Source organism: Hoeflea sp. BAL378, assembly GCF_000759435.1.
In the GTDB taxonomy this organism is placed as follows: domain Bacteria; phylum Pseudomonadota; class Alphaproteobacteria; order Rhizobiales; family Rhizobiaceae; genus Hoeflea.
In genome coordinates, this window is the sequence record NZ_JRJG01000012.1 from 1 (window position 1) to 20160 (window position 20160).

19 protein-coding genes and 1 pseudogene are annotated in these 20160 nt (G+C 58.1%); 16 read left to right on the forward strand and 4 right to left on the reverse strand.

Going from position 1 to position 20160, the window contains the following annotated elements; genetic code table 11:
• Positions 1 to 216: 216 nt before the first annotated feature.
• The 6 genes from LL06_RS03840 to LL06_RS03865 all read left to right on the forward strand — a co-directional run bounded on the left by LL06_RS03840 (position 217) and on the right by LL06_RS03865 (position 4248).
• The gene (locus LL06_RS03840) at positions 217 to 804 is read left to right on the forward strand and encodes a hypothetical protein (protein WP_035522460.1); all 588 of its coding nucleotides are present in this window, start codon (positions 217 to 219) and stop codon (positions 802 to 804) included.
• A 107-nt stretch (positions 805 to 911) separates the two neighbouring features.
• Entirely contained in the window at positions 912 to 1166 is a 255-nt protein-coding gene (locus LL06_RS03845) for a type II toxin-antitoxin system prevent-host-death family antitoxin (RefSeq protein ID WP_035522463.1), read from the forward strand.
• The gene (locus tag LL06_RS03850) at positions 1129 to 1554 is read left to right on the forward strand and encodes a hypothetical protein (RefSeq protein ID WP_345775669.1); all 426 of its coding nucleotides are present in this window, start codon (positions 1129 to 1131) and stop codon (positions 1552 to 1554) included. The genes LL06_RS03845 and LL06_RS03850 overlap by 38 nt, the downstream gene beginning before the upstream one ends.
• Before the next feature lie 336 nt (positions 1555 to 1890).
• The gene (locus tag LL06_RS03855) at positions 1891 to 2076 is read left to right on the forward strand and encodes a hypothetical protein (protein WP_035522468.1); all 186 of its coding nucleotides are present in this window, start codon (positions 1891 to 1893) and stop codon (positions 2074 to 2076) included.
• Between the two features lie 276 nt (positions 2077 to 2352).
• Complete coding sequence (locus tag LL06_RS03860) at positions 2353 to 3282, forward strand: zincin-like metallopeptidase domain-containing protein (protein ID WP_035522472.1); 930 nt, start codon at positions 2353 to 2355, stop codon at positions 3280 to 3282.
• 648 nt (positions 3283 to 3930) lie between these two features.
• On the forward strand, positions 3931 to 4248 hold the full coding sequence (locus LL06_RS03865; RefSeq protein WP_035522475.1) for a DUF736 domain-containing protein: 318 nt from the start codon (positions 3931 to 3933) through the stop codon (positions 4246 to 4248).
• 60 nt (positions 4249 to 4308) lie between these two features.
• Here LL06_RS03865 and LL06_RS03870 read toward each other — a convergent pair whose 3' ends face one another.
• From LL06_RS03870 to LL06_RS03885, 4 genes are all read right to left on the reverse strand, one after another.
• The gene (locus tag LL06_RS03870; RefSeq protein WP_035522543.1) at positions 4309 to 4575 is read right to left on the reverse strand and encodes a WGR domain-containing protein; all 267 of its coding nucleotides are present in this window, start codon (positions 4573 to 4575) and stop codon (positions 4309 to 4311) included.
• A gap of 96 nt (positions 4576 to 4671) precedes the next feature.
• A complete protein-coding gene (gene traG / locus LL06_RS03875) occupies positions 4672 to 6582 on the reverse strand; it encodes a Ti-type conjugative transfer system protein TraG (protein ID WP_035522477.1) in 1911 nt (636 codons plus the stop codon).
• The gene (traD, locus tag LL06_RS03880) at positions 6569 to 6784 is read right to left on the reverse strand and encodes a type IV conjugative transfer system coupling protein TraD (protein WP_035522480.1); all 216 of its coding nucleotides are present in this window, start codon (positions 6782 to 6784) and stop codon (positions 6569 to 6571) included. The genes traG and traD overlap by 14 nt, the downstream gene beginning before the upstream one ends.
• A 4-nt stretch (positions 6785 to 6788) precedes the next feature.
• The gene (locus LL06_RS03885; protein ID WP_035522483.1) at positions 6789 to 7052 is read right to left on the reverse strand and encodes a TraC family protein; all 264 of its coding nucleotides are present in this window, start codon (positions 7050 to 7052) and stop codon (positions 6789 to 6791) included.
• A 256-nt stretch (positions 7053 to 7308) separates the two neighbouring features.
• Here LL06_RS03885 and traA point away from each other — a divergent pair, with 256 nt between their 5' ends.
• The 10 genes and pseudogenes from traA to LL06_RS03930 all read left to right on the forward strand — a co-directional run bounded on the left by traA (position 7309) and on the right by LL06_RS03930 (position 20080).
• Entirely contained in the window at positions 7309 to 10710 is a 3402-nt protein-coding gene (gene traA / locus LL06_RS03890) for a Ti-type conjugative transfer relaxase TraA (protein ID WP_081963637.1), read from the forward strand.
• Complete coding sequence (gene traF, locus LL06_RS26760) at positions 10644 to 11147, forward strand: conjugative transfer signal peptidase TraF (protein WP_081963644.1); 504 nt, start codon at positions 10644 to 10646, stop codon at positions 11145 to 11147. The genes traA and traF overlap by 67 nt, the downstream gene beginning before the upstream one ends.
• A gap of 4 nt (positions 11148 to 11151) precedes the next feature.
• Positions 11152 to 12291 (forward strand): conjugal transfer protein TraB, encoded by a 1140-nt coding sequence (locus LL06_RS03895; protein ID WP_244447046.1) that lies wholly within the window; start codon positions 11152 to 11154, stop codon positions 12289 to 12291.
• A 132-nt stretch (positions 12292 to 12423) separates the two neighbouring features.
• Complete coding sequence (locus LL06_RS03900) at positions 12424 to 13161, forward strand: LuxR family transcriptional regulator (RefSeq protein WP_052161189.1); 738 nt, start codon at positions 12424 to 12426, stop codon at positions 13159 to 13161.
• 86 nt (positions 13162 to 13247) lie between these two features.
• Positions 13248 to 13919 carry an acyl-homoserine-lactone synthase gene (locus LL06_RS03905; RefSeq protein WP_052161190.1) on the forward strand — a complete coding sequence of 224 codons (672 nt, stop codon included), beginning with the start codon at positions 13248 to 13250 and terminating at the stop codon, positions 13917 to 13919.
• A gap of 301 nt (positions 13920 to 14220) precedes the next feature.
• Positions 14221 to 14550 carry a transcriptional repressor TraM gene (locus LL06_RS26765; RefSeq protein WP_161784930.1) on the forward strand — a complete coding sequence of 110 codons (330 nt, stop codon included), beginning with the start codon at positions 14221 to 14223 and terminating at the stop codon, positions 14548 to 14550.
• Positions 14551 to 14725: 175 nt separating this feature from the next.
• Positions 14726 to 14878: pseudogene (locus LL06_RS28180) on the forward strand (IS630 family transposase); the annotation flags it as partial.
• Positions 14879 to 14979: 101 nt separating this feature from the next.
• Positions 14980 to 15981 carry a HEPN domain-containing protein gene (locus LL06_RS03920; protein WP_345775670.1) on the forward strand — a complete coding sequence of 334 codons (1002 nt, stop codon included), beginning with the start codon at positions 14980 to 14982 and terminating at the stop codon, positions 15979 to 15981.
• 363 nt (positions 15982 to 16344) lie between these two features.
• Positions 16345 to 17550 carry an ATP-binding protein gene (locus tag LL06_RS03925; RefSeq protein WP_035522488.1) on the forward strand — a complete coding sequence of 402 codons (1206 nt, stop codon included), beginning with the start codon at positions 16345 to 16347 and terminating at the stop codon, positions 17548 to 17550.
• Positions 17543 to 20080 (forward strand): S8 family serine peptidase, encoded by a 2538-nt coding sequence (locus LL06_RS03930; protein WP_035522489.1) that lies wholly within the window; start codon positions 17543 to 17545, stop codon positions 20078 to 20080. Before LL06_RS03925 ends, LL06_RS03930 begins: the two co-directional genes overlap by 8 nt.
• Positions 20081 to 20160: the final 80 nt, after the last annotated feature.

Sequence of the window (20160 nt, forward strand, 5' to 3'; positions counted from 1 at the left end):
GCGGTGCGGCCGCGCGGACCATCCTCGCCAAGCCGGCCCCGCGGTATGGCGCAAGGGCTGAAAGCCCTGCTGACCCGCAGGACAGGTTCGCTCGTCTCGGTCCGCGCGGACCCTGAAGCCTCCGTCTTTCCACCGGTTTTTCCTGACCGCGCCCGAAGGGAAGGCCGGCAGTCCGGCTTGAGCCTTCGGCCATACCGTGAAGGAAAGGAAACTCACATGACCAGTACCGCTCGTTCTTCCCGTCAATCCGCCAAGGTCACCCAGCTTCGCAAGGGCGCTTCGCTCGAAATGGTCCGACTTGCCTGCCCCGATAGCGCTCAGGCCTCCCTCATCTCCGAAAGCTTCGGTCTTCCCGTGATCGACGGTGACGGCATCCGCGATCTCCATCACAAGATCATCGTCGACACGGCCGACGCCCTCAACGAGGGTCTCGGCGAACGGGCGATGCAGATCCACCTGCAGCGCATCATCGGTTCGTTTGTCGGCTCCGCCCACGGGGCCGGACAATTCTACAGCCGCGCCGTGACCGAGGCCCGCGATGCCTCGGCCAAGGGATCCAATGACACTCGGGACGAGGACATCGATGGCCCGGTCGGTTTTGATGGGGCAGCCCAACGCAAGCGCGAATTCGCAGCCGATATGGGCCTGCAGGCTCACGCGCTCCGTTGCGCCGCCGAAGGCGTCGTGACCGCCTACGAAGAGGTGGTCGGCGAGGCCTGGAAGCCCTTCCAGCGCCCGATCGACAACCCCGGCCAGACCGTCGATCGCAAGGCGGCAGAACTGCAGATGGCCGCACTCAGCTAGGCCATACGGGCGGAGCTTCGGCTCCGCCCCATTTTTGTCGACACGAAGACTCGAATTGACAAAACAACGTAAAATACCTATTTTACGTGAAATGCAGGAGCCATGAGATGAAGCACTACACTTTTTCCGACATGAACCGCTCTTCGGGTGAAATTCTTGAGGCGGCGATGATCGAACCGGTCGTGCTCACCAAGCACGGCAAGGAGAAGCTCTTTGTTCTCTCCGCCCGCGACTATCACAGGATGCGCGGCGAACCGAGCCCGACGAAGTCATATTCCCTGCATGATGCGCCGGACGATGTCATTGCGGAATTGATATCCGGCATTGACGCCATTCTCGAACCTGCCAAAGACGATGCTTAAGCATGGCGACGTCGCCGAGTTTCATTATCTCTGGCATCGCGAAGCTCAGAAGGGCGAGGAATCCGGCCGGAAACCGCGCCCAGTCTGCATCGTCATCAAAACATCCGGCAATCCTGATGTCGTGTTTCTCTTTCCTTTTACCTCCAGGCCGCCGCTCGACGGCCAGCTTGCGCTTACTGTCCCTGAAATCGAGTGCCGGCGCATTGGGCTCAAACCCCCATGCTGGATCATTCTCGACGAGTTCAATCGCGTCGAGATGGATAAGGACTATGATTTCGTGTCCACCAAGCCGATCGGTTCTGTCAGCGCGGCGTTCCTCCGCGAGATAGCCACGACAATCAAGCAAGCGGCCGGCGCGTCCGCGATCAAGGCCGTGAAACGGACTTGATTTTTGCTCGGAACACTCCCCGACAAGAAGTCCTCGTATCCCGCACTGTGTGAGGTCTGTCATCAGGCGACCGGAGAGTGTACCTGGCGATCCAGCCTCGGCCCGGCCAATCCGACTGCACATGGCCAGAACTCTATCTCGGACGCAACCCAATCCCGCTCTTTTGAGGGATGGCATTCCTGGTGCGGCGCGGACTTCCACGATCAACCCGTAAAGGGTCCGCTCGCAAGCGGCGGCCGCTTGGCTTTGGCCTGCGCGGTGATCGCGTCCGCTAAGCCGCACATTGACGGAGCCATCAAGAGCGGGATTGGCCCGCTCCAACGATGGAGCCCTCACATGCAGCACGATCTTTCCCTCGCCCAAAAGCACGCCTGGAACCTCGCTCGCACCCTCATGACCCCGATCGTCCTCTTCAAGTCCGACGACGAATACGGCGTCCTCCCTGCCGACGAAGTCGAAGAGGCAGAGATCGTCATCCTCTTCGAATACGACCCCTACACCGGCGGTCACCCGGTTCACTGATCGATCATTTCACTCATCCCCTTACGGCGGCGCGATGCGCCGCTTTTTCGCTGCGCGGATGCCCCGATCGCGGTCCGTCCCGAAAAAGGTCCGGGCGGAACCGGCAGCAGCGGCAACGGCTTTGCCGTCCTCCTCTTCGTTCCGGCCCTTCGCCACCCCGTCGCGCTTGGCGTGCCGGGGCCCCGGCTCGGGTGCCGCTCCGGCCTTGAGCCCCGCCGTTTTTGGACCTCGTGACGGACCGCGATTGGCGCGGTCCTCAAACCAGGAGATCTGAAAATGAAAAGGAAAGAGAAAAACCCGCGCATCGATATCTATGCGCGGATCACCGAGACGATTGTCGCTGATCTGGAAAAAGGTGTCCGACCCTGGATGAAACCCTGGAGCGTGGGCGGGCTCGAAGGCCGGATCACGCGCCCACTCCGGCACACCGGCGAGCCGTACACGGGCATCAACGTCCTCCTGCTCTGGTCGGAAAGCCTCGCCCGAGGCTTCGAAGCGCCACTCTGGATGACCTACCGGCAGGCCGGTCAGATAGGGGGACAAGTCCGCAAGGGCGAGACCGGCGCAACCGTCGTCTATGCCAGTCGCTTCACGAAGACCGAAACGGATTCCCGCGGTGACGAGGTCGAGCGGGATATCCCGTTCCTCAAGACCTACACCGTCTTCAATTGCGATCAGATCGATGGATTGCCTGAGCACTATTATCACCGGCCGGACAAGATCACGGATCCGATATCGCGCATCGAGCACGCGGACCGCTTCTTCGAACATACCGGCGCTGTGATCCGCCACGGCGGCGCAAGAGCCTTCTTCGCTCCGGCAAGCGACCACATCCAGATGCCGCCCTTCGAAAGCTTCCGAGATGCGCAATCCTACGTCGCTGTGCTCAGCCACGAGGCAACCCACTGGACGGCGCCAGCGCACCGGGTCGGACGCGATCTTTCGCGTTATCACAAGGATCGCTCCGACCGCGCTCGCGAAGAACTCGTTGCCGAGCTCGGAAGTTGCTTCCTGTGCGCCGATCTTGGTGTCGTACCTGAGCTGGAGCCCCGGCCGGATCACGCCAGCTACCTTCAGTCGTGGTTGCGGATCCTGAAGGACGACAGACGGGCGATCTTTCAGGCGGCGGCGCATGCACAACGCGCCGTGACCTATCTTCATGGTCTTCAACCGGCTCAGCTTACTGAAGAGCAAGAGGCGGCGTAATGCATTCCTTCCGAATGACCCTGGCGGAGTGCGATCAGCTCTCCGCCGGGCTGTATCCCGGCTTTGCAGTGCTCGTGTCTACCACAGCAATGATACCGCTTCCTCATCGGCTATATCGAGGTTGTGAATAAGGGATCAAAAGGCTTTGGTCATCACGGCCCTTGCGTCGATGTACCTGCTCATTCCCTTTCGATCGCCACAACATCCAAACTTAGTTCAACGCACTGTGGGGGATGAGAGCGGTGTCGCATTCTGTGAGAAAGGCTCGACAGCGCCACGTGGTAACCTCGTCGTTGGCAAGGGCTTCATGTTATGCTGTCCGATCATATTTCGGATCCGGAGTTGCGACACGACGGTTGCCGGTCTTCACACCCGTTCAAATGTTACCAATGCGCCGCTCAATGCGGTCTCGATTGAGGCATGTCTGACCGGAAAACGGCTTCGCCTCGCTCGGCCTGACGCAACGGCGCTTCGAAACTTTCTTCCCCTTCGAACTTCATTCGAATTCCTCGCGAGCCAAGAAAGTGTCTCCCCGCCGTCCTCCATTTCATTTCGTCCCCTTTGGGGTGCGCGCCGATCGCTCCCGGTCTCCTGACAGCCATCGAGGCCGCGATAGGCGCGGCCCGAAACATCGAAAGGATGAAGACAATGGCAAACATCGGCACTTTCACCACTGCGAAGAACGGTTTCACCGGTCAGATCAAGACCCTCGCCCTAAACGTCAAGGCCCGCCTCGAACGCGTCGAAACCCCTTCCGAGAACGGCCCGCAGTTCCGCATCTTCTCGGGTGCGGTGGAACTAGGCGCCGGGTGGCAGAAGCAGGCGAAGGGAACCGAGCGGGATTACATCTCGGTCAAGCTGGATGACCCGAGCTTCCCTGCTCCGATCTACGCAACCCTGATCGAGGTGGACGGCCAGGAAGGGTTGCAACTGATCTGGTCCCGCCCGAACGGCAACCGCGACTGATCACCAAAGGAGGGCCTCGCCGCAAGGCGGGGCCTTCTCCATGTCATCAGGCATGTCACTTTATCTTACCAACTCGTCGGCAAGGGTATCGCGATATCCGCGGCGCCTTTTGCTACGCTCGAGACGGTGCAGTGCGGACCCTGCATCGGCGTTCGTATCGAATGTTTCCATCATGGTCTGACCGCGTCTTCCAATCCTTCCCCAGTCGCGAATGAGCGACGCACCGCCGAACAGCGTGGGCTGGAGGCTCAAGCTGTAGAAGCGGCGCATATTCTGGGCCGGGTCGATGCGACGAAGATGAACCTGGTCGGGAGTGAATGTCTGCATGCGAAGAGTCTCTTCGACGCCGCAACCGAAGTCCAATGAGTTGTGTGAATCAAAGCAGGACAATCGATTCACAACGTTGATACGCATTCCTCGCGATCAGCGATGGAATCGGTTCTTGCCAACGACGCTTTTCATGTCATTGCGCCGGAACCAGATGGCGCGCCCGCACCTGAGTGGCGGATTACCCGACGTGAAAACGATCTGCTCGTCACCGCGCATGCGTAGCACTTCCTCCGGCAGGATCAGAGGTCTCGCCGCCAACTGCTTGGAGCGCGTTCGCGACGACCCCGACATCTGCGATGTGCGGCTCAACTGGTCGACCTCCACCGTGGTGTTGCCGCAGCGTCGCGAGATGTAGTCGGCGGTCTCGGGGTCGTTGATCGCGGCGAAGGATACCCATGAGGCGCTCTCGAACCATTTCGATGCGGCGTCCCGCCCACCATAGGTCTCGCGCATCTGCCCGATCGACTGGAAAAGCAGAAGCAGGCTGATGCCGTATTTGCGGCCGGCATCGCGCGCGGTCTCGAGAATACGCAGGTAGCCGAGCCGAGCCACCTCATCGAGCAGGAACAGGGCGCGGCCTTTGATCACTCCATTCCGGTTGTAGATGGCGTTGAGAAGCGCGCCGATGATGGTGCGGGCCAACCCCGGATGGGCCTCCAGTGTTTTAAGGTCGAGGTTGACGAAGATGTCGGTCTTGCCGCCGGCGATGTCATTGGTCGAGAAACTCGAACCTGAAACGAGCGCAGCATAGTTCGGATAGCTTAGCCAATGGGTCTCCTTGATCGCGTTGGCGTAAACACCGGAGAAGGTTTCCGGCGTCATGTTGACGAAGGCGGCGACGTTCTCTCGAACGAAAGCGGATTCTGAATTGTCGTGGATCCTCTGCAATCGCTCGCGCAGTTTGGGCTCAGGTTCGGACAGGTTCATGCGCATCTGGCGCAGCGTCTGGTTTTCCTGTTCCGTATGCCCTGACAGGCAGACATCAGCAATCAACGCGGTGATGAGTTGCAGGGCGGAGGCGCGGAAGAAGTCGTCGCGCATTGAAGTCTGGCGTCCGGTATCGGTCACAACCCAGCTTGCTACGGCAACGACATCCTCCTCCTTGGTACCGCCGAACCTGCCGATCCAGTCGAGCACATTGAACCCGACCGAAGCGTCCTTGGGGCTGAGCACGAAAACCTCGTGTCCAGCACGCCGCCGGTGATCGATCACCATGGGTGCGGCCTCGTTTGACGGATCGAGCGCAACGAGCCCTCCACCCCATTTGAGCGCCGTAGGGATCGTTACCGAAGTGGTCTTGAACCCGCCCGATCCGGCAAAGACCAGTCCGTGCGTTGACCCGAACGAGGCGTCGAAGCAGAGCAGCGATGATTTTCCGCCATTGCCCCACGTATCTTTGACATCAGTCCGGAATGGGCGGCTCGCCACACTGTCCTGGTCGACGCGATATGCCTCGCCAAGGACAATGCCTCCACCCTCACCGAACATATTCTTGGCGGCGGTGACGGACATCCAGTCGGCCGATCCGTGGATTGCGCGCTTTCCCGTCATCCTCCGCGGCTTCATTGTCGCGAACGCTGCATCACCACTGAGAGCGACGCGGAGCGCAAACATGCCGGCGACGAAGCAAAGCATTGCGCCGATGCCGGTCGAAGGATCGGCATATTCGAGCAGGCTGTGTCCCGCCGGAACCGCATCTGCAAAACCGCTGAGCCGTGTGATTTCCCGGGTTGCGGCAATGGAGATCACGGCAATTGCACCGGTCAGAACACCGTATCCGGCGAACCTGATCGCCATTGCTCCGCGCGCTGCGAACAGGAAAACGATGCCGATACCCGCGGCTACGCCATAGGGCATGGCGATACCGATCCGCCCAAACGCCTGTTGCGTCTCAGCCGAATTTCCAAAGTGCGCCAACCAGGTTTCGGAACCCTTTAACCCGATGCAGACGGCAATCATCATGCTGACGGGCACGAGCAGAAGAATGAGCTTACTCGGTGTCATCGGAAAACGCCTCCGCTCCGATCGCCATCAACCGTTCTCGCTCATTCTCGTCGCCTTCGATCCGCCGCGTGCCGTCGATCAGAAGGCCAAGCAGGAGCGCGCGCTTCTCATAGCGCAAGCCTGCCTTGGCAATCAGGCCGCCGAGCTGAATTTTCTCGCGCGTGTCTTTCCTGCGCTTTTCCGATTGGCTTGCTTGTCGCATGCGCTCAAGCCTCGCTATTTGCGCGCGAAGCCGCGCCAGACGGGTTTTGCGCGGGAGGGACTTTCCGGATCTCGCTGCCGCGCTCACGAAACCGTTTGGCCAGGTCCTCAAACGCCGTCAGCAGCTTGCCCTCGTCGGCTTCGACTTCGCCAATCCCGGCCTTGAGCGCGATCCGGCCGATCCGTTCGGCCTCACGCGTCTCTGCGGCCTTCAGCTGCTCCTGGAGTTTGGCGATCTCTTCTTTGATTCTGGATGATGGCTTCTTCATTCCGTTTGCTCCCGATTGTCGCGAATGCCCCGAAGGCATGAGGAGAATCGCCCTGGAGCGCGTGAAGCGCATCCCGGCAGAAATGCCGGGTCGGCAGATCCGACGCTTTGAGAGATCATCCCTGCGTTCCGAAGGAATGCGTCCAAGGGCGCAGTAATACGTCGCTGGGGCGACGTGGCTCGCTGCGGTCCCAGTCGGGCCGGGGCGGCGGCCTGCGGAACAAGGATGAACTTGTCTCGCAGGAGCCTGATGAACCGTGGCGATCACGCATTTTACACCCCAGCTTATTTCCCGTGGAAATGGCCGCAGCGCCGTTCTGTCCGCAGCCTATCGCCATTGCGCGAAGATGAGCCACGAGGCGGAAGCGCGCACAGTCGACTATTCCAACAAGAAGAACCTCGCCCACGAAGAATTCCTGCTGCCCCCCGATGCGCCGAAATGGGTGCGGGAGATGATCGCCGATCGTTCGGTTGCCGGGGCAGCGGAAGCCTTCTGGAACAAGGTAGAGGCATTCGAAAAACGCAACGACGCCCAGCTCGCCAAGGAATTCATTGTCGCTTTGCCCGTCGAGCTTACTCGCGACCAGAACATCGCGCTCGTCCAGCAGTTCGTCTCAGAGCAGGTGCTCGCTCGCGGGCAAGTGGCCGATTGGGTCTTCCATAACGATCCCGGCAATCCGCATATCCATCTGATGACGACATTGCGTTCGCTCACCCAGGACGGGTTCGGTTCCAAGAAGGTCGCGGTGATTGGCCCGGATGGAAACCCGGTTCGAACCAAGACCGGGAAAATCCAATACAAACTTTGGTCCGGCGAGAAGGCCGAATTCCTCGAACAGCGGCAGAGATGGCTCGATCTGCAAAACCAGCATCTGGCGATAGCGGGTCTCGAAATCCGTGTTGATGGCCGGTCCTATGCCGAACGCGGCATCGACATCGAACCGACAACTCATATCGGCGTTGCTGCAAAGGCGCTACAGCGCAAGGCGGGCGCCGCAGGAAACAAGATCGATCTCGAACGGCTGACATTGCATGAAGCCCAACGGAAACAGAACGCCGCCCGGATCGAGCACAGGCCAGAACTCGTTTTCGATATCCTGACATCCGAACGAAGTGTCTTCGATCAGCGTGATATCGCCAAGATCTTGCATCGCTATGTCGACGATCCCGAGCGCTTCCGGCGGCTTCTCACTCGGATTACGGAAAGCCCGGAGTGCCTAAAACTCACTGACGAGACAATCGACTTTGCGACCGGGGCACGGGTTCCGGCGCGCCTCACGACGCGTGCGATGATCAGGCTCGAAGCCGAAATGATTTCCCGCGCAAACTGGCTTTCGGGAAGGGACGGGTTTGCGGTTGCGGCGAAAGTCCTGGAAACCGTCTTTTCCCGGCATGACCGGCTGTCGGAAGAGCAGCGGACGGCCATCGAACATGTGGCGGGAGCCGAGCGCATAGCAACCGTGGTGGGCCGCGCAGGGGCCGGCAAGACCACGATGATGAAGGCTGCCCGCGAAGCCTGGGAATTAGCCGGATACAACGTTGTTGGTGGCGCGCTTGCAGGCAAGGCGGCGGAGGGTTTGGAGAAAGAGGCGGGCATTCCCTCCCGTACGCTGGCGTCGTGGGAACTCAATTGGAAACAGGGACGCCGGCGTCTCGATGGCAAGACGATATTCGTGCTCGATGAAGCGGGCATGGTGTCGTCCCGGCAGATGGCGACCTTCGTCGAAGCCATCACCAAAGCCGGCGCCAAACTCGTCCTGGTCGGAGATGCCGAGCAGCTTCAGCCCATCGAGGCGGGTGCCGCCTTCCGTGCCATCGTGGAACGCACCGGATATGCCGAGCTCGAAACCATCTATCGCCAGAAAGAAGACTGGATGCGCGCCGCCTCGCTCGACCTGGCGCGCGGGCGCGTTGCCGAAGCGCTCGCTGCTTACGGCGGGAAGGGCCGGTTGATCGCAAAAACGCTGAAGGCTGAGGCACTGGAAACCCTCATTGCCGACTGGAACCGCGATTACGATCCGGAGAAGTCGACACTGATCCTCGCGCATCTGCGCCGCGATGTGCGTCAACTCAATTCGATGGCGCGCGAAAAGCTAGTTGAGCGCGGTCTGATCGAAGAGGGCCACGCCTTCAAGACCGAGGATGGACCCCGGCAATTCGCCGTTGGCGACCAGATCGTGTTCCTTAAGAATGAAGGCTCGCTTGGCGTCAAGAACGGCATGATCGGCAAGGTCGTTGAGGCAGCGCCCGGCAGGATCGCCGTGGCCGTCGGCGAGGGGGAGGGCGTGCACCGCGTGGACGTCGATCAGCGATTCTATCGCAATCTCGATCATGGCTATGCGACGACGATCCACAAATCGCAAGGTGCAACCGTCGACCGCGTAAAGGTGCTCGCCTCGCTCTCGCTCGACCGGCATCTTACCTATGTCGCGATGACCCGGCACCGGGAGGACTTGGCCCTCTACTACGGCAGCCGACCCTTCCACCTTGCAGGTGGACTTGAGAAGATCCTCTCCCGCAAGAACGCCAAGGAAGTGACCCTCGATTATGCAAGCGGCCGGTTCTATGCCCAGGCGCTCCGCTTCGCCAACAACCGGGGTCTGCATCTCGTTCGCGTTGCCCGGACGCTATTGCGTGACCGGGTGCAATGGACCATCCGGCAGAAACAGAGACTCGTCGATTTTAGCTTCCGGCTTCGCACCGCCGGCGCGCAGCTCGGCCTTGTAGATCATCCACTTCACCAATCCAGTCAAACAGCCAGAAAGGCCGGGCCAATGGTCAAAGGCGTCTCAAGTTTTACAATGTCGATCACCGACGCGGTCGCCGAAAAGCTGCAGTCCGATCCGGCACTGCAAAAGCAGTGGGACAATTTCTCTGACCGTATTCGTCTTGTCTATGCGGATCCAGAAACCGCCTTCAAGGCGATGCGTATGGAGACCGTTCTGGAAGACCCGAATGTTGCCCGGCAGCGTCTCAGCGAAATCGAATGGAACGCGGCAAGCTTCGGTGAGTTGCTCGGTCGCGAAGGACTTCTGGCAAGCCGGGCGGATCGGCAAGACCGGCGCGTAGCGCAGGTCAACATTCCTGCGCTCCGTCGCGATCTCGAGCGCTATCTGGACATGCGACAGAGCGCGATGAAGAAGTACGCTGCCGAGGAAGAGGGGCAGCGCAAGCGCATATCGATCGATATTCCGTCGCTGTCACCAGCGGCTGCGCGGGCCATGGAGAAGGTGCGGGACGCCATCGACCGAAACGACTTAGCCGCAGCACTCGGGTTCGCGCTGGCCGACCGGATGGTGAAGTCCGAACTTGATGCCTTCAACAAAGCGGTGTCCGAACGGTTCGGCGAACGGACCTTGCTCGGCAACGGTGCTAGGGACCCCTCGGGTTCGACCTTCGGCAAAGCGGCCAAGGGTATGCCGTCGGATGAAAGGGAAAAACTCGCATCCGCATGGCCCACCATGCGGGCCGGTCAGCAGCTCGCAGCCCAGGAACGCACGCAACAGGTACTGAAGGAAAGCGAAGCTCTTCGCCAGACACAACGCCAGAGCAAGGGGCTCAAACAGAGACCCGGCGTCAGCGTTTCACAGCAATCGCCGTTTTGGTTTGTCTTCCGGCAGCCCTGTTTGGCGTGGGATTCGAGGCCGGCTTCCGGCTGAACCTGACGCCGAGCTATCCGCTCGGGCTCTGGCGGATCGAGCCATTGAACCGTGCTATTCGCGTCGGGGATCGCATCTTCATCTGTCCGCCGTTAACGCACGAGTTTCGACGGGCGCGTGAGCGCGGATATTTGCGCCGTGGGCTTTGCCCGGGCTGGCTTAGTCCGTTGATCAAGGCCGTTGTTGCGCTCCCGGGGCAGTCGATTGAAATCGGCGCGTCTGTCGCCATCGACGGCGTGAATTTGCCGCGATCCGCAGTCCAGCCAAACGATGGTTCGGGCAGGCCGGTAACGCCCTACGCCGGTGGTGTGGTGCCGCCGGGTTTTCTGTTTCTCCACTCACCATTCAAGGGTTCCTATGACTCACGATATTTCGGGCCGATCCCGGCCGCCGGTGTTCTCGGGCTGGCGGCACCCGTCCTCACCTTCGTTCCGTGAAGGCTTGATCAGCATCGGCCTTGTTGCAGGCAGCGCCACTGTCGGTGCAATTGCCTGGAATGGCGCGGTGCTGGCCTTGCCCGCCGCTGTCCTGTTTCCGACGCTATGGGCGTTTGCGCCGAACCGGTTGGTCGCGGGGCTGGTGGCGCTGGCCTATTTCCTTGCAGCGTCGCGCGGGCTGCCTGTTGGCGTCTCAATCTTCTACGCGAGTGATATGCGGCTCGGGCTTGCCCTGTGGCTCGCGGCCTCGTTTCTGTTCGTACTCGTGCACAGCATGCTTTGGACTTCAAAATCAGGATGGCACCGATCGTTGCGTTACGCGCTTGCATGGATCCTGATGAGCGTTCCGCCCTTTGGCATCATCGGGTGGGCAAACCCAATCGCGGCCGCAGGCGTCTTGTTCCCGGGCCTGGGCTGGTTTGGATTGATTGCCATGGCTCACACCTTATCTGCCATGACGACGCGGGCGTGGCCGATCGTTGCTCTTGTCATAGGTGCAATTTTCGCCTGGTCGTCGTCGGACTGGATCGAACCGCGTCCACCAGAAGGCTGGATCGGCATCGACACGCACTTCAACTATGCCTCTCCCGGTCAGCACGCAGATTATGCGCAGAATCTCGCCACGTTAGCTTTGGTACAGGATGCCGCGAAAGCCGGCGCGAAAAACATCGTCCTTCCCGAAAGCGCATTCGGAATCTGGACGCCGACCACCGAACACCTCTGGGTCCGCGCACTTCAGGACCTTGATGTGACGGTGAATGGGGGTGCGATCCTTATCAGTGCCGAGGGCTACGACAACGTCATGATGGAAGTGTCAGGGAAGGGCGCACAAATCCTCTACCGTGAACGCATCCCTGTGCCGGTTTCGATGTGGCAACCCTGGGCATCGGGTGGCGCAACGGCCCATATCTTTGGAAAACCTACCGGCAGATTTGCCGGGACGCTCATCGCTCCCCTGATCTGCTACGAGCAACTCTTGGTCTGGCCGGTCCTGCAGTCGATGATCTACAAACCGAGCGTAATCGTGGCAACGGGCAACGGCTGGTGGACCGGCGACACCAACATCGTTGCTATCCAGAAGGCGAGCGCCCGGGCCTGGGCGTCGCTGTTCGGCGTGCCGCTCGTCATCGCCTTTAATACCTGACAGGATTCCCCATCAAACAACGCCCGGAAGCTGGCGCTCTAGAATTTGTTCAGTTCGACAACTATGCATTGCATATGCGACTCATAATGGAAATATTGCGCCCGAATCTCAGGTTCCGGGAAAGGTAGGACGTTGGAGAATATCGCAGATTCCGATTTGATGGACGCACTCTCGAAAATTTCAGACATTGCCGACCGGAATTCAACTATCCGGTTCCTGAAAGACGTGGCTTCCCGATACGCATTGAATACCATTGCCTATTTCGGTGTCGGCGTTGCCGGTCAAAATGAGATCGATCCCTATCTCGCCGTAACCTATCCTCCCGAGTGGGTCGCGCACTACAAGAACCGGCAGTATGTCGATGTCGATCCTGTTGTTCGTCTTGGATTTCGCCGTATGCTTCCCCTTGATTGGGACGAGTTCGGAAAGCCTACGGGGCGGCTGAAGACCTTTTTTGGTGAAGCAGGCGAATTCGGTATCGGGAGCCGCGGACTGACAGTTCCGGTGCACGGCCGCCGCGGCAATCGTGCCTTGTTCTCCGTGACGTCAGATCTTTCCGCCCGCGACTGGGCGAGCGCGAAATTGCTCTATATGCGTGACTTCCAGGTCCTTGCGATGCACATCCACGATCGTGTGCTTGGCATCGAGGGACATGCGAGCGAACCTGCAGTTCTTTCTCCGCGTGAACTGGAATGCCTGCAATGGATCGCCGAGGGCAAGACGGCCTGGGAATGCGCTGTAATTCTCGGCCTGTCGCAGCACACCGTGCGCTGCTATCTGGAGAGCGCCCGCCACAAGCTCCATGCCACCAGCAATACCCATGCCGTTTCAATCGCTCATAGAGCCGGGCTGCTCTTCGATCCCTTGTAAACCCAGCTATTGGACCGGATGTTCTTCTCGAAACCCAGCCGATAACTGGTGCCTCCGTCATCAATTAATGAACGGAGACCAACATCATGATATTTGCAATCGAAAGCGCCGATCAGGACAAGTACCCCGAGCTGTTTGACGAAATGTTCCGCATGCGGGCCGAAGTTTTTTCTGGTCGCCTCGGCTGGGACGTCAAAGTCGAAAACGGCCGGGAGATTGACCTGTTCGATGCCGAAGACCCTCTCTACCTTCTGTCGCTCGATGAAAGGTCAGGACAGCTTCGTGGCGCTGTGCGTCTGCTCCCCACGACCGGTCCCAACATGCTCAGAGACGTGTTTTCCGTGCTGATGCCTGGTGGCACGGTCGAAAGTCCATTGATCTGGGAGAGCTCACGATTTGCGGTCAATCCGCAGATCTTCGAGGCGAGGGATCGGGCAAAAGCAAACCACATGGTCAACGGAATCACCGTCGAGCTGTTGTGCGGGATGGTTGAAACTGCCCAGCGTGCCGGTATCGAACACATCGTATCGGTCTTCGACGCGAGAATGGCGCGGATTTTCAGGTCGATCGATTGCCGTTTTGAACAGCTCGGTACGCCGGTGCGGATCGGGAAGGTCATGACCTATGCCGGTCTGTTCGACATAGGCGCCGACATGCGGTCGCGGCTTGGAGCAGCCGGTGATTTGCGTTCATCAGTGCTCGCTGATGGTACAATTCCTCTGCCTTCTGCAACCGATTTTGTTGCGATTGCCGAATAGATTCAAGGTAAACATGCCGGTTGGCATCTGGCGTTCGCTAGCCTGATGAAATATGCTTTTCCCCGAGGCGGTACGCGCTGCCTCGGGGCGTAGAAACCCCTTTTCCGCGGTTGGTGTTGACCGGAACAGCACCAGAGATCCTCTGGCCATTGGCCGGGGGCCTGTGACGTATGTCCAGGTGCCTCGGTACTAAAGGTCACAGGGCCGTCGGAAAACGGTTTCTACCCCCCGGCTTGGGGTCATTAGATCTTATTTGTTCGCGGGGGCGCACCGCGGACCAAGCCGAAGGGGTGGTGCAATATTGCCGGATATCCGCAGCCTGGAACTCAAACCCGATTGCTCAAAGTGTGCCATTGAGACGATTCTTGCGGAACTTGAGCAAGACGAGCTTGAGCGACTTGCGATCGACATCATTCGCGAACAACGGTGTCGGCTCGAAAAAGCGCAAGAGCTCTATGAACTTCTCGGCACTCTTGAACAAGGGAGTGGAGAGGGGTTCCTGGTTGAGCAGCGCCGGCATGAATATCGTCTCGCGCTCGTCATGATGAAGGCCCACCATCCAATCGCTGCGACCGTCATCAACAAGCTGGGTTATACACCGTCACTCCCGGAAGACATGATCCGCCAGTAGCTGCGCTGCTCAGGACAATGTGTTTCTGGATTGGCACAAACGGAAGAGTTCGGATCGGGACCCCATCTGGTTTCGCCTGTCCGGATCTTTGCCATGCGCAGGAGGTTGCCATGATTGTTTCGACTTCGAACCACCATAGGCTTGAAGCTCGATCTCTGATTGGGACGCTGGCTAGAAGCATGTCTGGCGTGCGCGGATCATCCTGCTAACCGCCGAGGCGTCCGGTACCCGCGCCATCATGGCATCTTCGGGCAAGTTGAAGACAACCGTCTGGGGCTGGCAGGGGCGATTTGCGGAGGCACAGATCGAGGGCCTGCTGTCCGACAAGATCGAGCTGCTGGGCAAGGCCTGGATCTCCACCAGCAGGACTGCTGACGCAAACCGGACGACTCAATCGGCACCGAAGATCTCGTTGAGCCGGAGGAGATCATGCGCCTTTCGCACGACCGTATGATCCTGATAAGACTAGACAGCCAGCGGCATTCGCCCGAAGGCTGCGACTCTATGACTTTAGATTTGAAAGATATTTCGATGAACATCGACAGGCTGACACACCTGCCAGCGCGCAAGCAGCGCGAACTGCAGCGCGTCGCCGCAATTTTGTTCGATGAATTCGAAGAAGTCCAGAAAACCAAGCTGTCCGACAAAAACAAGCGAGGACGGATTCTCAAGCTCATCCTATTCGGTTCCTACGCCCGCGGAGACTGGGTCGAGGATCGGAAAAGTGGCTATCTGTCGGATTACGATCTCCTGGTTATCGTTAACTACAGTCAATTTGCCGATCAGTATGAAGCCTGGGAGAAGGCGGGCGAACGTTTCGTACAGGAACTGGCCATTACCCATCACGTGACTGCGCCCGTAAACTTCATCGTTCACACCTATGAGGAGGTGAACTCGCAGCTGGCTCAGGGACGCCCCTTCTTCGTCGATATCGCCCGCGACGGGATCGTCCTTTGCGAACTACAAGGTTATCCCCTTGCGTCGCCAAAATCGCTTGAGCCAGACGAGGCACGCGCGGAGGCGAAACGACATTTCGAGCATTGGTTTCCGGGAGCGGAACGCTTTCTTAAGCTTGCAACTGTGGCCATAGAAAGCAGCTTCAAGAATGAAGCTGCTTTCATGCTCCACCAGTCTACAGAGCGGCTTTATCACTGCGTTCTTCTGGTTCTGGCGCTCTATAGCCCCAAATCCCACAAGCTGCGGTTTCTGCGCTCACAAGCGGAGCGCATAGCGCCGCAGTTGATCGGCATATGGCCGAATGACACCAAGTTCGCAAAGCGCGCATTTGCTCGTCTCGATCGCGCCTATGTCGATGCGCGCTATTCGCCTGCATTCGAAATCTCAGCCGAGGAACTCGCCTGGCTGGTGGATAGCATAAAGGTGCTTCAGGAAGCTGTCGCCGCGATCTGTGCCGAACGGATTGCCTCCTAACCTGTCGGTACGACGGACATATAATCGGCTTAAGGGCAAGGCTTGAGGCCTCATGCTGGTCGTCTTGCGCCGGATGACCGCAGCGGGTGTTGTCAATGGGTCCTCTCGATATCGTTCTTTGGGCGACCGCCGTTCAACTGATTGTCTGGTTCTTCATTGTCTTTTTATCCGCATAGGGCGGCCTTGCTGGGACGCCGTGAGACGGCCTTCAACATTAGAACTTGCTATTGATGCAGGCGAACGTAAATTCTGGATAATTGGATAGAATTCGCGATAGAACGGAATTATCCTTGTTTGTGCCAAATAATATTGTTATACGCTCAGAAATACGCCTGTCTTTGGAGATTCAGGCAGGAGGCAAGTATGGATCACTTTTCCGTTGTGCAGAGCATCATAAGGTCAGGTCTCGGTGGCGATCAGGCTGGGATGGAGAAGCAGGTGCAGCGCTTGCTGACGCGCTTGGAGAAGGCGGGGCAGCAAAAGGAAGCAGTAACGATTCGGAGGCTTCTCTCGTCATCTGCGGAGATAAGGGAGATCACCCCAAGCCGTGTGGAAGTTTCCCGTTCCATTGTGACGGGAGAGGAGCTGACTCCGGATACGAACCCTCCCATCGATCGGGAGACTGGCGCTCAGCTATGCACCATTGAGTTTCCCGGGGAGTTAGCCACAGTCCCGGTATATGAGCAAAACGTCAGGGAGGCGATTCAGGGCCTGTTGGACGAATGGTCCAACCCTGAGGCGCTACGATGCGTGGAGGTAGAGCCGACACGTTCCCTGCTGATTTTTGGACCTCCTGGGTCGGGCAAGACGATGACTGCCCGTCACATAGCGCAAAGGCTCGGACTTCCATTGGTCATAGCGCGGATTGATGGCCTTATTTCATCTTTTTTAGGTACAACCGCGCGAAACATCGCCAATCTCTTTGATTTCGCGAACAGATATACTTGTGTCCTTTTGCTTGACGAGTTCGACGCACTAGCCAAGCAGCGCGATGACCCTCAAGAAATCGGCGAGATAAAACGGGTCGTGAACACACTGCTTCAAAACCTGGACCTTCGCAGAGAGCATGGGGTAACAATTGCGATTACCAACCATGATCGATTGCTCGATCCGGCGGTTTGGCGACGCTTCGAGACCCATGTTCATATCGGCGAACCCAACCTAGAAGCGAGTACTCGGCTAGTGAAGAGGTTTTTGCTGCCGATCAAACCCGACGATGCGCTTGTGATTATCATCGCATATTGTCTCGAGGGTCGCTCGGGCGCCGATATTCAGCGCATTTGCACCTCGCTGAAGCGAACCTTGGCGCTCAGTGGGCAAGCGCATAATGGTCAGGGGGTGTTTCATGCCTTGAGTGCGGTTCTTGCCCGCCTTCCGTCGCACGACCATTTTCCTGCAAAGTTGTTGGCGGCAGACCCAGAGGCATTCATCAGTTTAATTACCAATGACAGTAACTTGTCACTGAAGCAGTCGGATATTTCGGCGGCGACCGGTTATGGGCAGTCAAAAATTAGCGAGATCAAAAAAGCCAAGCGGCACCTCGCGTTGATGGAGGTAAGTAATGGCTAATAATCCTGTTCAGATCATCCTGAACGATGCTGATTTTCTTAGGGCCCCAGACCCAGGTCAAGGTGGCGGTAACAAGGATTTCTTTGAAAAGGCTGATGTCCAATTCGACGCTCATAAGAAGCGCTTGCTGCAAGCTATCGACGAAATCATCGCTGCTGTGCAATCCAGCCCGTACGGTCCCGCGACCTATCTCAAGGTTCAAATGCGGGACGAAGCGCTCGCTAAATCCTATCGACCCGTAACTTGGCTGTTTCAAAAAGATCAATTCCCTTGTGTTGGGGCTGGCGCTGTTGGAACGCTATATTTTCGGGCACCTCTGATCTATCTTACGGCGCTGCGCAGCCGCATTGACACCGCTGAATACTCGGTGAAATACAATATTTCGAAAAACACCGGTGAGAGGTACGCCGCAACGACTGCTGCACGGTCGGAGGTCGGTGCAATCGACTCAATCGAGATTGCGCCGGCGTACGAGAAGCGCGGTTTTTCAACTGCTGCTGCTATGCAGATGTTTGAGGATCCGAGAACCGTGTCTGGATACCACGTCGAACTCTTTGAGACGCCGACTCAGGATGTGATCGCCGACGACCCGTTGGGTCGGTTTGCACTACTCAACAGTCTTCAGCGTATGCTCCTTGGGTTTGGATCTGGCGCGCGCACATTCCTTGCAACGAAGGTCGGTCGCACCCCGGTGCTTGAGTTTCAATTAACGAGAGGTGATGAGCCTGCATTGGTTGACAACCGCCTGGGATTAGCGCGTAGAGATGTTGCGCCCATTCAGCGAGCGAGCGCGGTTGACCTTTCTGCTGATCGGCACGAGCTGGCATTGGGTGAGCTCGCCAAACATCCATTGGTCAGAGCCATCTGGCCTCCCGTCCAGCTTCAACTTGGCAGTCAGGATACGTTGGCTAGCGAGCAGACTGGCCAGACGGGTTCAGCCAAGATCCAGATACCAGGCCCCGTACCGGGGGCTCAGTATCCTATTGTCGGCGTCGTCGATTCCGGCTTTTCCAATGTTCTATCATCCTGGCTTTCGGGGAGGTTCGATTTCCTCGATCCGGGAGAGTATGACGAGGCCCACGGCACGGGAGTTGCCGGATTGATCGCTATTGGTCAAGGACTGAACAGTGCTCAATTGGTTCCAGAGCCTAATGGATGTATGCTTTATGATGTTCCCCTTTTCCCCAAGGGGCCATTCCTCGCCAAGTATGCGAACGGCTTTTCAGACTTCCTGGAGGAGTTGGAGCAAGCCGTTACGGAAGCGAGCGAAGAGCACGGCGTGCGGATATTCAATCTTTCGATCAATGTGACTTCCGACGTCGACCGGTACAGATATGGCTTGTACGCTGCGAGGTTGGATCAGATCGCAGACACCTATGGAGTCATTTTCGTGAATTCCGCTGGCAATCTCCCGATGGGTCAATCGCGCGCACCATGGCAAAAGAAGCCGAGTGACGTTGTAAAATACTTTGCCTCGCGTACGCAGTCCGACACAATCTTTCAGCCTTCAGAAAGTGTGCGTTCGATCTCGGTTGGTGCAATCAATCCTCCAAATACCCCACAAGTTGATAGTGCTCCCACGATTTATACGACTAGGGGGCCAGGCCTGCAGGTTGGCGTGAAACCAGATGTTGCCACCTACGGTGGGGCGGGAGGCGTTGGGCCGGGAAAACCAACTGGTCTCACCTCTATTACGCGAGAAGGGGTGATGCAGGATGTGGTTGGGACAAGCTTCGCCGCTCCTCTTGTAGCCCGCACGCTCGCAAGTCTCGATCGTGATACACAAGGGACTTTGGGGACCGAGGCTCTAAGGGCAATGCTATTGCACCATACAGTCATGCCAGAGCCGCTTACGAAACGGGGGATGAAGGATCTAAGCCGGCAGTTCGCTGGGTATGGTCAACCTTCAAGCGTGGCCGAAATGCTGGAAACCGGTGATCACGAGGTTACACTCGTCTTTCAAAGTCGCTTGACCATCGGCGCGAGAAAACCGGCAATCCTTCGGTTCCCGTTTACTTGGCCTCTAAGTCTTGTTGGGCCCCAGAGTCAGTGTTCTGGCAACGTCAAAATCACTCTCGTTTATTCGCCACCATTGGATCCCGCATTCGGTGCAGAGTTTGTGCGTGTGAACTTGGAGGCAAGTCTGCGCCAGCGCCAAATGCGGAAAAATCAAGATGGTCAGTTCGGCTACACCAACCAGATCGATGCACGCTACCTACCGAAATCATCGGGCCTTGGTATCCCCGAAAAAGCGCTGATTGCACACGGCCTCAAGTGGTGGCCGTCGAAACAATATGAAAGCAATCTGATTGATCGCGGCGAGACCTCAGATTGGCGGTTAGAGGTCACCAGCTTGGTGCGTGCTGAATCTGAGTTTCCAGTTTCCGGTGTCCCTTTCGCGGTTCTTTTGACGATCCGTGATCCGAAAGGCATCGAACCAGTCTTTGCTGAGATGCGTCAAGCTCTGCAGGCAAGTCGCGCTGATGCTCGGGACATTAGAGCGGCTGCAAGACTGCGTCCACGTAGCTGAGGGCGGTGTCAAGATAGACTGACTGGATCTTCAGCGCGTGCGAAGCGGCATTGCAATGTATCTGCGAGAGCCATGCTTGA

Bases quoted from the DNA above. Each gene is read 5' to 3' on its own strand.
- LL06_RS03885 (WP_035522483.1), bottom strand. From the start codon at position 7,052: ATGAAGAAGCCATCATCCAGAATCAAAGAAGAGATCGCCAAACTCCAG.
- LL06_RS03860 (WP_035522472.1), top strand. From the start codon at position 2,353: ATGAAAAGGAAAGAGAAAAACCCGCGCATCGATATCTATGCGCGGATC.
- LL06_RS03930 (WP_035522489.1), top strand. From the start codon at position 17,543: ATGGCTAATAATCCTGTTCAGATCATCCTGAACGATGCTGATTTTCTT.
- LL06_RS03925 (WP_035522488.1), top strand. From the start codon at position 16,345: ATGGATCACTTTTCCGTTGTGCAGAGCATCATAAGGTCAGGTCTCGGT.
- traG (WP_035522477.1), bottom strand. From the start codon at position 6,582: ATGACACCGAGTAAGCTCATTCTTCTGCTCGTGCCCGTCAGCATGATG.
- LL06_RS03920 (WP_345775670.1), top strand. From the start codon at position 14,980: ATGCGCCTTTCGCACGACCGTATGATCCTGATAAGACTAGACAGCCAG.
- LL06_RS03845 (WP_035522463.1), top strand. From the start codon at position 912: ATGAAGCACTACACTTTTTCCGACATGAACCGCTCTTCGGGTGAAATT.
- traD (WP_035522480.1), bottom strand. From the start codon at position 6,784: ATGCGACAAGCAAGCCAATCGGAAAAGCGCAGGAAAGACACGCGCGAG.
- LL06_RS03865 (WP_035522475.1), top strand. From the start codon at position 3,931: ATGGCAAACATCGGCACTTTCACCACTGCGAAGAACGGTTTCACCGGT.
- LL06_RS03840 (WP_035522460.1), top strand. From the start codon at position 217: ATGACCAGTACCGCTCGTTCTTCCCGTCAATCCGCCAAGGTCACCCAG.
- LL06_RS03905 (WP_052161190.1), top strand. From the start codon at position 13,248: ATGATATTTGCAATCGAAAGCGCCGATCAGGACAAGTACCCCGAGCTG.
- LL06_RS03870 (WP_035522543.1), bottom strand. From the start codon at position 4,575: ATGCAGACATTCACTCCCGACCAGGTTCATCTTCGTCGCATCGACCCG.
- LL06_RS03855 (WP_035522468.1), top strand. From the start codon at position 1,891: ATGCAGCACGATCTTTCCCTCGCCCAAAAGCACGCCTGGAACCTCGCT.